The organism is Gillisia sp. Hel1_33_143 (assembly GCF_900104765.1).
In the GTDB taxonomy this organism is placed as follows: Bacteria; Bacteroidota; Bacteroidia; order Flavobacteriales; family Flavobacteriaceae; genus Gillisia.
Map to the genome: position 1 here is coordinate 2371948 of NZ_LT629737.1, position 11989 is coordinate 2383936.

The following is an 11989-nucleotide window of genomic DNA, read 5'->3' on the forward strand; positions in this document are numbered from 1 at the left end:
TATTCCTCTGTGAAGAATTGACAATAGAAATAAAAAATTAGTTTTTTGAGCTATAATTCATATCGTATTTACATATTTGTATTGTCTTGTTTGAGCTTATATTTAAGAAATAACTCTATTTTGAATGCCTGAAAATTACACCGAAAAGGAGCACACTACTTTTTTAAGAATAAAATCTTTAGTTCAATCTTTTGCAGCGCTCTCACTTATATGGTTAGCCTTGATATTTCTATTAAGCGTTATAGAAGTTTCTCTAAATTCTAATTTCCACGGTCTTCCTTTAGGTTTCTTAAAGCTATTGATGTGGAGTTTTTATATAGATCTGCTTTTTTGGTTAAAGTTCATTCCATTACTTTTTATTCTTTATGCGATATTATATCTAATAGCTCCTAAGCTAGCAAACATCAGTTTCAAACTATTTATATCCTTAATATTCGTAATTCAACTATTACTTATAAGTTATTTTAATACCGCTTTGGTAATGTTGGGAGCAGATCTTTTTGGCTATTCGCTTGAAGATATAACCCAAACCGTGGGAGCATCTGGGGGAGTAAGTATAGTATCTGCTGTATTATTTATCCTTCTGGTGTTATTTAACGTTGTAATTTTAAATTTACTCCCAAAGCGATTTAAATTGAATTTTATTTTGGCTGCAGTAATAGTTATACTAGCAGTAATCTATATTCCGGTTAACGCTATAACTTCATGGAATAAAGTCAACTTAAAATCTGATTATGCCAATAACCTGATTACTAATAAATCTGAACATTTTTATAGCGCAGCCTATGATCATTATTTTCCAGAAATTTATGAAATTGATATCTATGCAGATTCTTATATTGGAGATTTTATAGACAAGCTTACCAAAGCTATCCCATTTGAATATGTAGATGAAGAGAATTATCCCTTTTTACATAAGGATATAGAAAATGATGTACTAACTCCTTTTTTTGAGCCAGGAACAGAAAAACCGAATATTGTAATAATATTAGTAGAAGGATTAGGAAGGGCGTTTACTAATAGCGGCGCTTATTTAGGTAATTTCACCCCATATCTAGATTCCCTTTCTTCAGAAAGTTTATACTGGAAAAACTTTATGAGCGAGGGTGGAAGAACTTTTGCCGTGCTTCCATCTATACTAGGTTCTTTGCCGTTCGGGCAAAATGGTTATTTAGCAATGGGACCAAAGATGCCTGAACAATTATCTATGATCAATCTTTTAAATGCAAATGGATATAGAACTTCTTTTTATTATGGAGGAGATTCGGGATTTGATAATATGTCTCAATATTTAAAGCTTAATAATATAGATGAGATCAATGATCTAAGCACATTCCCATCATCTAAGTATCCAAAGTTACCAGCTAATAATGGATTCTCTTGGGGATATAGCGATAAGGCGTTGTACCAGTATTATTTAGATACTAGGCCAGTAAGTAGCTCTCAACCGCAATTAAGCGTGCTTTTAACACTTGCAACTCATAGTCCTTTTCTAATTGAAGAGAAAGAAAGGTATACAAAGAAATTTGAGGAACGACTTACTGAATTAGGTTTTGATAACAGTAAAAAAGAAAATTACAGAAATTACGAAAAGCAATATGTAAGCATTTTATATGCAGATGATGCTATAAAAGAATTTATGGACAGCTATAGAAAAAGAGCAGATTTTAAGAACACCATTTTTCTTATAACCGGAGATCACAGAATTCCAGAAATTCCTATGAGTACTAAATTAGATAGGTACCATGTACCCTTCATTGTTTATTCTCCTATGCTTAAAAGGACTGCTGAAATGAATTCTGTTTCAACTCATTTTGATATTGCTCCAAGTTTGTTATCATTTTTAGAGACCAATTACAGTATAAAGTTACCAGCAACTATGAGTTGGGTAGGAAAAGGTTTAGATACTACCAGAGCTTTCCAAAATATACATGAAGTTCCGTTAATGCAAACCAAAACAGATCTTATAGATTTTATAATGGGCGAATATCATTTAAACGGAGATAACCTTTATAAATTTAACGAGAAAATGGAAGAGGTATTAATAGATGATGCAGATAAAAAAGCACAACTTATTAATGCTTTTAATTTGTTTAAAAAGCGGAATGCTGAAATTATTAAAGGAAGAAAGATCGTGCCAGATTCCGTATTTCAGAACTACACCATGTCTAATTAAATATCAATCGTTAAGGTTTTGGTTATAATCTTCTAAAATTTCTGAAAGCATAGGGCGATAGAACTTCCAAAAGAAACTTTTTCTTTCTAGAGCATCTTGTTCGTTATAAAAAAATCCTTCAAAAAAACCAATGCCTTTAAAATAAGAGCTGGTAATATTTACTGCATTATCACTAAAGTCTCCTGAAAAATAATAGAAGATATAGTCTTGGTCTTTATGCATGGTCACTGCAGGGAACGTGGTTGGAATACCATACTTTTTAAGTTCATTTTTGCCGGCATTGTTAGCGCTTATCTCAAATTTAGAGACCACATCGTTCACTTCTAAATTAGGTATCATAATATCAAACCAAAAGGGATATTTAATCTTCTCTGGTAATGATAAATGCTCCTGTGCATAATCATTACTAACTATATGTGGTAATGACTCTGTAAGATGTTCATCTTTCTGCAATATTACTACTTCATCCTTATCATTAACAAAGGCAATTCCAGACTTTGTGAACGGCCACTTCCTTTTATGTGTGTTTTCATAATTTCTTATGAGCCATTGTGGAATCTCTTTATTTATGCTGATATCTAAATTGTCAAAATAGCGTGCCGTCCAACCAGTCCATTTTAATTGAAACATATTTTCAAACTGATTCCTATTTTCAGACTGTGTGGGAGAACCAATCGTGTTGAATTCGGTTATGATAAGTTTCTTTTTCTCTTTCATTAAGCGCAAAAGTTCAATGTCTTTAGAACTTAAACCACCATATAACATACCGGAACGCTCACCAACGTCTTCTTTCTTAAACCACTCATTATTATAAATGCCATAAGTATCTGTAAAATAGACCATATCTGCATCTAAGCTTAACTGCTCTAGCTGATTTTTGGAGAAGCGCTCTAAACCTTTAATTCTGAATTTTTCATCTTTTTGGGGGAAGAATCCGTAGTAATCATGGCTGATATCATAAGCATCTTTAGTGGTCTTAGTATAACGTTCATGATTTAAGATCCAGTTTAAAGAAATATGTTCCTGGCCTTCTTTAGTAAGCATGGTTTTATCGATTATTGCAACTACAAGTTTGGTTTTTGGAGTTATTACCCATGCCATCCACATTATTAATGGAAGAAAAATTATAACTATAAAAATGAGCTTGAAGATCTTTTTACGCATATTTAGAACCTTTTATTATAACCTACACCAATTTGAAACTGATTTCCTTTAACGCCTTGTTGGTATTCTTGGTTCTCAAGTTCTGCAGAAATAAATATAACATTAGTTGTATTAAAGCTTCTTCTGTAACCTATAGAGATATCACTAGTCTTAAGTTTATAAGTATCTCCATTATTATATAAAATGTTGTTAGTAGGATCGTCTGGAGATAAACCAGTTCCTACAGAAAAGCTTAAAAAATCATCTGCACCACCAATATAATATCTTACGTTTAAGGTTAAAGACTGAGATAGAGATTCGTTAGAAGGGGTGAGATACGTTCTTAAATTGAACCAATAATTTTTATAGTATTTTCCCAATGATGCGGTGTAAATCCAAGTTTCATCTGAGAATTTTAGCATTCTAAAACCTGCCTCTGCCTCCATAGACCACGGCAAATTTGCGTAAAGAGAAAAACCCGCTCTAAGTTGTGGAAAAATTCCATCTTTTTTAGCGATTCCAGCACTTACATAGGTGTAAAAAGTATTGGAAATTCTGGGATAAGCATCCACTTCAAATTGAACACCATCAGTTTGAAATCTGTTTGCGTAGTTAACTCTACCGGTTATAGATCCAAATTTTGTTTGTCTTCCATAGTCTACACTTGCAAGATGCCATGGATCATCAAAGCGTTTGTCAAAATACACGAAATCATAGGTTAGTCCTATAATATTTTTTGAAGAAGCATTTTTTATACTTTCACTTAAACCTCTAGCTTTAGAGTATTGAGGGTTGATCTTTAGAAGCTCATTAACCGTTTTATTAGCTTCGGGAAATTCTCTTAGATCTGTTAAAATACGTGCTTTTAAATAAAGCAATTCTTCAGACTTTGGATGGTATTCCAATCCATTATTTACGATCGCCTTAGCCTTTTTTGAATCATCATTCCAATATTCCAAACTTCCATATGCCAAACTACCATCTTCATGTCCCGGGTTCTTTTCTAATACTCGGTTAAATTCTACGCGAGCACTATCCACCTTGTCTGTCCAAGTATATAATCTTCCTAAAAATATGCGGATATCTGCGTAGTCTGGGCTAATTTCTAGAGCCTTTTTGGTTAGGGCAATTGCTTTTGGATAGTTATCATCATCAAAAGCGGTGTTACGCGCCTTTATAAAAAGCTCATCAGAGCTAAGATCTTCCTGAGCAAAAGTATTGGGAATTTGGAGCATTAGAACGAAAAAAGCAAACAGAGCTTGACTTTTAATTCTACTAGAACTGGGGTAATTCATAAGAATTTATAAAATAGGTTAAAACTTGGGGTACAAAGATATGTGCTTTCAATTGGACTTATAAAGAGCCAATAATAGTATGCTTCATAATTAATTAAAGATATATAATTTTAAAAAAGACACAATGATTTTGATAAAAAGAAATATCAGACAAGAATATTTCAGTAGAAAAATTCTAGGCTAGCGACTGAGGTGGGTGTGGATTTTAATTTTGGAAAACAATATTTTTCTTTTCGATCTGCTCTTCTATAAAATTATCTTAATAAAAAAAGCAGATCTAATGGGAGTGCCTTTGAAAATAGCCTTTTTATAAATTCTCGCTATTAATGTTAGAATTGCGAATGAAGGAATTTCAAAAAAGATAAGATTTAAAGGCTTATTTATTTTTAATTACTACTTCTCCCATTCTTTTAGGAAAAGAAAGTTCTTCCATTTCCTTAAGATTTTTCAGTACAAACTCTGTAAGAATGGTGTCTGTTTTTACAATATTAGTGCTTTTTCCAAATTCATCGTAATTATGAATTCCGTTAAGCATTCCCGCATGCGTAACTACTTTATAAAGTTTGGTTGGATTTAGATCTTCATTTTGAATTTTAATGGCATCAATTCTTTGCCCTATCGGCTTCTTGAGATCTAAGTGATATTGTATCCCTGAAGATTGAATTAATCCACCTACCGTCTTAAATTTGTCTATAGGGTTTAAGTTGGTAGCTGTTTGTTCCAGCGTTCTTCTTATTTGTTCCCCTGTCATCTCCAACGTAACTATTTTAGCAGGATGCGGCAAAAGTTTATAGATATCTTCTGAAGTGATTTCACCTTTTAAAGAAATCCCATATCCAACTCCAGGCAAGAACGCTGCATTTGCCTTAAATTTATCTACCATAAAGCTGGTAACCATTTTATCAAAAGGACTTTCAGATTTATATTGTCTTCCAATTACAGTATTCGTTTTGGTAATCTTTTCTTCTAATTGAGATTTATATGGTTTTCTAAGTATAGAGATCATATGCTTCATTTCTGGATCTGGAGACATTTTATCATGCCACAGGTAATGATAATTAGCATTTAGCGCTATAATCTTATTATTGCTAACTTGGATTTCAGTTTCTCCTAAAATAGCTCCATCAGAAAGAGCTTGAACAATATAAGTATCGTTTATTTTTATGGGTGGCGATATTACGTCATGACTGTGTGCACCTACAATAAGATCTACACCATCAATTTCTTCAGCAATAACTTTATCTACTGCCATTCCCTCATGAGATAACAAGACAATAATAGCTGCTTTTTTACTGATTATGGGAAGATACTTTTTTATGGCATCGATCCCGGTTTCAAATTTTAAACCTTCAATGTTTTTAGAATTCCCTGTAAGTGGTGTGTTTCTGTAACCTAAAGAAAGAATAGCAATAGAAATTCCTTGTTTTTCTATGATAATATAGGGTTCACCAAAAACCGGAGTTCCAGTTTTTTCATCTATAATATTAGCAGCGCGCATCGGAAAATTTGCCAATTTTTGAAGCTCATCGGTTCGCTCTAATCCATAATCAAAATCATGATTTCCAAGCGCCAGAAGATCGTAACCAACTTGGTTCATCATACTAATCATGGCTTCCCCTTTGGTAAGATTTCCTAATTGATCATCACTAAAAGTATCACCGCCATCTAATAATATCACCTTATCATTTCCTTTTTCAGTTCTTATAGATTTTATAGCTGCTGCCATATAATCAAAACCTCCAATAAAGGCTTTACGGTCAAATCTCATTAAGTTGTCTATAGAATCTCCCGTTTGTGCGGTAGCATTATCTAAAGTTGTTTCAAAAGGCATATAAGAACCATGCATGTCATTGGTGTGCAGTATAGCAATAGTTTTTGCCTTATTTTCCATAGCATTATTTTGAAGCACCGTTTTCTTATTGGTATTGCAGCTTACTATAATAAGTGCAAGCATTCCATAAAAAGGCAAAAAGTATTTAATATTATTGGTCATAACTATAATTTTAGAGAGCGGACTAATTTAAAAGTATGATGAGCTATTATATGTAACATTTGTTACACATTTAAGAACTTCTAATCTTTAGGTTTGTTACTAATTTCGCTTATTAAACTTATCTTAGTATTACCATCTTTTATGTTAAGAAATTTATTTTAATGGGTGACGATTAATTTCAAGAGCGATGACTATTTATAGAAAATTAAGCAAATCGATTGCCTTTTTATTCGGATCAGTATTAGCAATAATAGTGGTGATATTCTTAGGTATTTATCTTTATAGTTCAGATCCTTACTTGTTTAAAGATAAGCAAATACTTGCGGAAAACTGGCAGCCAAAAGATGTAGAAGCTGAAATGAGTGCTGGATTTGTAGATTCTCAAATTAAATATGGATATCAGCTTATTTCTGAATCTCCAAAATACATGGGACCTCAGGCAAAAGATCCTGAAATGAGATATGCAGGTAATAATCTTGCATGTATGAATTGCCATTTAAAAGCGGGAACGCAGCCGGGTTCTGCTTCTTGGATAGGAGTTACCAATAGATTTCCTCAGTTTAGAGGTAGATCTAATAGCGATGGAACTATAGAGGATAGAATTAATGGATGCATGCAACGCAGTATGAATGGAGACAAGCTGCCAACAGATTCAAAAGAAATGAAAGCCATAGTTGCTTATATGGAATGGTTAACTGAAGATATGCCTGCAGAACGAGAAAAGGATTTCAAAGGATATGCTAAAGTTGAACTTCCCACTGTTGCTGTTGATTTTGATAAAGGTAAAGATCTATTTTCTAAAGAATGTACAGTGTGTCACGGAGATAACGGACAGGGCGTAAAATTGGCAGATTCTACAAAAGGATACCAATACCCTCCACTTTGGGGCCCGGATAGTTATAATAATGGTGCAGGAATGCACAGAGTAATCACCGCTGCACAATTTATTAAAGGAAATATGCCTTTTGGACAAGCAACCTGGAAGTCTCCAAAACTTACAGATGAAGAGGCTTACAATCTGGCAGGGTATATCAATAGTTTCAGTAGACCTCAAAAAGAAGGTTTAAGTAAAGATTATCCAGATCTTAAACTAAAACCAGTTTCTACACCTTACGGCCCTTACGCAGATAATTTTTCGGTAGAACAACATCAATTTGGACCGTTTCAGCCTATAATGGACTACTACAAACAGAAATATGATATAACTAAAAACAAATGATAAAGAAATTCTTCTTCCTTCTACTTCTAATTTTGTGTTTTCCTTCATTAATAATAGCTCAGGAAAATTCAGAAAATAAAAATCGAAGTGTCTTTTCAGGTCAAATTCGTAGTTATTACATGAATACTGTAAATAAAGGATCTTTAAAAGATTTTAAAGCCTTGGCAGTAGGAGGTAAATTAAAATATCAATATTTATTTAATGAGAATCTAGAGTTTGGAGTAGCAGTTTATAATTCAACAAATTTAGGTTTACAAGATCTTACTAGTCCAGATTTGGCAACAGGGAAAGTGAGTAGGTATGAAGAAGGACTGTTTGATAGGTTAAATTTAGATAACAAGACCATATTTATTTTAGGAGAGCTCTACGTAGATTATAGTTTGGAAAAACATTCTTTTAGTTTAGGTAGAATGAAGCTAAAATCTCCGTTGATAAACCCTCAGGATGGTAGAATGATCCCAAGTCTTTTTCAAGGCTTTATGTATAAGTTTGATCGAGATAAAAAGACTCATTTTCAAACCGGTATTTTTAATGCAGTAGCTCCTAGATCTACAGGGGAGTTTTATTCTATAGGAGAAAGTATAGGTACTTATGGAGCAGGTAGAAATTTTGAAGGAAAAGATTCGCAGTATGCGAATAACACCAATTCAGATTTTCTCATTATCTCGAGTGCAAATTTTAATCTTACCAAAGAGCTTAGTTTTGATACTTGGAATTATTACATAGATAATGTTTCTAATTCATTTTATATCAAACCAAAGATTGCAGTAGCTCCTAGCGTAGATCTAGAAATGGAATGGTTGCATCAAAACAAGATTGGAAACGGAGGGAATGAAATAGATTCTTTAAGCTACTTTAGATCTAATACTTCAGATGTTTTAGGAATAAAGATGAAATATAAATGGGCGCAAAGTAATTCTTCTATTTCTTTAGCGTACGATAGGATCTTACCTCATGGTCAGTTTGTATTTCCTAGAGAATGGGGAAGAGAGTTTTTGTTCAGTTTTCAAAAGAGAGAACGTAGCGAGGGTACTGCAGATAATCATGCTTTAGTAATGTATTATGAAAATACATTTCCGCTACTAGATCCAAAATCTAAGATTCAAACTATTTTTAGCGTAGGCCATCAATGGAAACCTTCTGTTCTAGATCCAAAATTGAATAAATATGCCGTTCCAGATTATACGCATGTTAATTTAGATATCTTCTTTTTCTTTGATAAAATAAAAAATCTTCAGCCGGAACTATTATTGGTGGCTAAATTTGCTAATGGAGATTTTCCTGATAATCCTAACTTTTATTTGAACAAAACAGATCTTTTTCATGCAGATCTGATTTTGAATTATAACTTTTAAGAGCGAAGAACTTAAAAACATATAATTAGTAGGTTCAAAAAAATGGTAGTAATTTTAAACTGTTAACCAATATATTATTCATGATCGAATCTCTTACAGAGGCTTATTCCTTTATTTTTGAAAAAGAATTAATAGAAGAAATGGCGGAAGTTGGCCATCTAAAATCTATAAAAGAAGGAGAGAAAATAATTGAAATTGGCGATTTTGTTACCCATATGCCTTTACTTATTAGTGGGGCTATTAAGATCTTAAGAGAAGATAAGGATGGCGATGAATTGTTGCTTTATTTTCTGGAAAGAGGGGATACTTGCGCTATGACGCTTTCATGCTGTTTAGGCGAAACAAAAAGTGAAATTCGTGCGGTTTCTGAGAAGCCTACAGAAATTATAATGATCCCTATAGAAAAGATGGAGGAGTGGATAGCAAAATATAAAACCTGGAGACATTTTGTTTTTGAAAGTTATCATTCTCGCCTTACCGAAATGTTGGATACTATAGATACTATTGCTTTTCTAAATATGGATGAACGGCTAATGAGGTATCTTCAAGATAAAGCAAAGATCAATCAAAATGAATTACTTCAGGTAACCCACCAAGATATAGCTTATGATCTTCATACTTCAAGAGTTGTAATTTCTAGATTGCTTAAAAAATTAAAATTAGAAGGTAAAATTGAGCTTCAAAGAAACAGTATTAAAGTGCTGTCTTTATAATTTTCATATGTAACTATTGTTACTGTGCGCGCCGTGCTAAGTCTCTACTTTTGTATAGAATTAAAAATTGGTAAATGGAATTGATAGATATTTTAGGTTACGTTGGAGCGTTTTTGATAGGTGGAGTTTTAGGTTTGATAGGTGGAGGAGGTTCCATCTTAACAGTTCCAATTTTAGTATATTTATTAGCGATCAACCCGGTTACCGCTACGGCATATTCCTTATTTGTAGTTGGATCTGCTTCTTTAGTTGGAGCTGGAAGAAATCTGCAAAAAGGCTTAGTTGAATTTAAAACAGCTATCTCCTTTGCCATTCCTGCTTTTATAGCTGTTTTTAGTACCAGAAAATTCTTAGTTCCTGCAATTCCTTCAGAAATTTTTACAATTGGCGGTTACATTCTTACTAAGAATATTGCGATCATGTTGTTTTTTGCCATTTTAATGTTGGCAGCCTCTTTTTCTATGATTGTTGATAGAAAGACACTTCTCGCAAATAAAGATGAAAATGCTAAGGCAAACTATAAGGCATTGATTCCTTTAGGCTTTATTACAGGAATTATTACCGGACTTGTGGGTGCAGGAGGTGGATTTATCATCATTCCTATACTCGTAATCTTGGCAAAACTACCAATGAAAAAGGCAGTGGGAACTTCGCTATTTATTATTGCTATCAATTCTCTTATAGGCTTTTTAGGAGATCTTGGAAATGTAGATATAGATTGGATCTTCTTACTTCTTTTCACCGGAATAGCAATTGTTGGAATTTTTGTAGGTATATATCTTGCCAATTTTATAGATGGGAAAAAATTGAAAAAGGCTTTTGGATGGTTTGTATTAATCATGGGCTTTTATATTATCTATAAAGAAATCTCTTAATTTTAAAGATAGGATGATAACTGAAAAAGATTGGATGTATGTTTTACTTCAATTTATCCTGTTTGGTGTTTACTTAATAGAAATTGATCTTATTACTATAAGTATGCCCGAATGGTTTAAATTGGGGGTATTGACTTTTTCAGTCTTAGGAATTATAATAATAGTACTAAGCTTTTATCAATTGGGAAGCAACTTATCCCCATTTCCTTCTCCTGTTAAGAATGCAGATTTAATAACAACCGGAATATTTAAATATTTAAGACACCCTATCTATACTGGAATATTATTAATCTTGTTCTCTGTCGCTATTTATAATACTTCGGAATATAAACTAATTATAAGTATACTTCTTTTAATTTTATTTCAGTTTAAATCAAAATATGAAGAATCTAGGTTGATTGCCAATTTTGAGAACTATAAAGATTATATGAAAGACACGGGTAAATTCATTCCTAAATTATAAAACATCTTTATAAAAATATATAACGAATTCGGCTAAAATTTAGAATTAAAAAAAAACGATGCAAAATAGAGCTACTCACTGGGAAAATATTTATCAAACAAAAGATATAAGTACGGTGAGCTGGTACCAGCCAACGCCGTCAACATCTTTAGAATTAATAGCTGATTGTAATTTGGATAAGGATGCGGCTATCATAGATATTGGGGGAGGAGATAGTTTTTTACCAGATCATCTTCTTGCGCTAGGGTATACAAATATCACCGTGTTAGATATTTCTGAAAAGGCTTTATCTAATGCTAAATTACGTTTAGGTGAAGATGCTAGTAAAATTAAATGGATTCTGGAAGATGTAACTAAATTTTGTCCTAAGCAAAAGTATGATCTATGGCATGATAGGGCTGCTTTTCATTTTTTTAGAGATGATAAAGAGATAGAAGCCTATGTAAAGTTAGTTTCTGAGAATTTAATAGATAATGGAAAAGCAATTATAATTACATTTTCTAACAATGGTCCAACAAAATGTAGTGGTATTGAGATCTCTCAATACTCTAAAGATGAGCTTTCACAAGTATTTGCTCAGGATTTATTCATAGATAAATGTATAAATGTAAACCATACTACTCCTTCCAATGCTGTTCAAAATTTCACCTTTTGCACCTTCAGAAAGAAAGGTTGAGGTCTTAGAGAATCGTACATTCGTAATCATAAGTTTTTAAGCTGAAATTGTTTAATTTCAGCTTAAATTTTATTGAACATT

At 32.6% G+C, this 11989-nt stretch carries 10 protein-coding genes; 7 read left to right on the forward strand and 3 right to left on the reverse strand.

The window, feature by feature from the left end; genetic code table 11:
* Positions 1 to 124 precede the first annotated feature (124 nt).
* Positions 125 to 2176: an LTA synthase family protein gene (locus BLT84_RS10970; protein ID WP_091265632.1), complete on the forward strand. Its 2052-nt coding sequence runs from the start codon at positions 125 to 127 to the stop codon at positions 2174 to 2176.
* 3 nt (positions 2177 to 2179) lie between these two features.
* Here the strand turns inward: BLT84_RS10970 and BLT84_RS10975 are convergent, their stop codons facing one another.
* From BLT84_RS10975 to BLT84_RS10985, 3 genes are all read right to left on the reverse strand, one after another.
* On the reverse strand, positions 2180 to 3340 hold the full coding sequence (locus BLT84_RS10975; protein ID WP_091265635.1) for a hypothetical protein: 1161 nt from the start codon (positions 3338 to 3340) through the stop codon (positions 2180 to 2182).
* Positions 3341 to 3342: 2 nt separating this feature from the next.
* A complete protein-coding gene (locus BLT84_RS10980; RefSeq protein ID WP_231929303.1) occupies positions 3343 to 4554 on the reverse strand; it encodes a YaiO family outer membrane beta-barrel protein in 1212 nt (403 codons plus the stop codon).
* A 436-nt stretch (positions 4555 to 4990) separates the two neighbouring features.
* Entirely contained in the window at positions 4991 to 6607 is a 1617-nt protein-coding gene (locus BLT84_RS10985; RefSeq protein ID WP_091265641.1) for a bifunctional metallophosphatase/5'-nucleotidase, read from the reverse strand.
* A gap of 187 nt (positions 6608 to 6794) precedes the next feature.
* Here BLT84_RS10985 and BLT84_RS10990 point away from each other — a divergent pair, with 187 nt between their 5' ends.
* The 6 genes from BLT84_RS10990 (at position 6795) to BLT84_RS11015 (ending at position 11908) form a co-directional block, all read left to right on the forward strand.
* Positions 6795 to 7826 carry a c-type cytochrome gene (locus BLT84_RS10990; RefSeq protein ID WP_091265644.1) on the forward strand — a complete coding sequence of 344 codons (1032 nt, stop codon included), beginning with the start codon at positions 6795 to 6797 and terminating at the stop codon, positions 7824 to 7826.
* A gap of 119 nt (positions 7827 to 7945) precedes the next feature.
* Positions 7946 to 9181 (forward strand): OprD family outer membrane porin, encoded by a 1236-nt coding sequence (locus tag BLT84_RS10995; RefSeq protein ID WP_197676592.1) that lies wholly within the window; start codon positions 7946 to 7948, stop codon positions 9179 to 9181.
* An 80-nt stretch (positions 9182 to 9261) separates the two neighbouring features.
* Positions 9262 to 9894, forward strand: a complete 633-nt coding sequence (locus BLT84_RS11000) for a Crp/Fnr family transcriptional regulator (RefSeq protein ID WP_091265649.1) — start codon at positions 9262 to 9264, stop codon at positions 9892 to 9894.
* A 74-nt stretch (positions 9895 to 9968) separates the two neighbouring features.
* Positions 9969 to 10769, forward strand: a complete 801-nt coding sequence (locus BLT84_RS11005) for a sulfite exporter TauE/SafE family protein (protein ID WP_091265652.1) — start codon at positions 9969 to 9971, stop codon at positions 10767 to 10769.
* A gap of 13 nt (positions 10770 to 10782) precedes the next feature.
* On the forward strand, positions 10783 to 11232 hold the full coding sequence (locus tag BLT84_RS11010) for a methyltransferase family protein (protein WP_091265656.1): 450 nt from the start codon (positions 10783 to 10785) through the stop codon (positions 11230 to 11232).
* 58 nt (positions 11233 to 11290) lie between these two features.
* Complete coding sequence (locus BLT84_RS11015; RefSeq protein WP_091265661.1) at positions 11291 to 11908, forward strand: class I SAM-dependent methyltransferase; 618 nt, start codon at positions 11291 to 11293, stop codon at positions 11906 to 11908.
* Positions 11909 to 11989 lie beyond the last annotated feature (81 nt).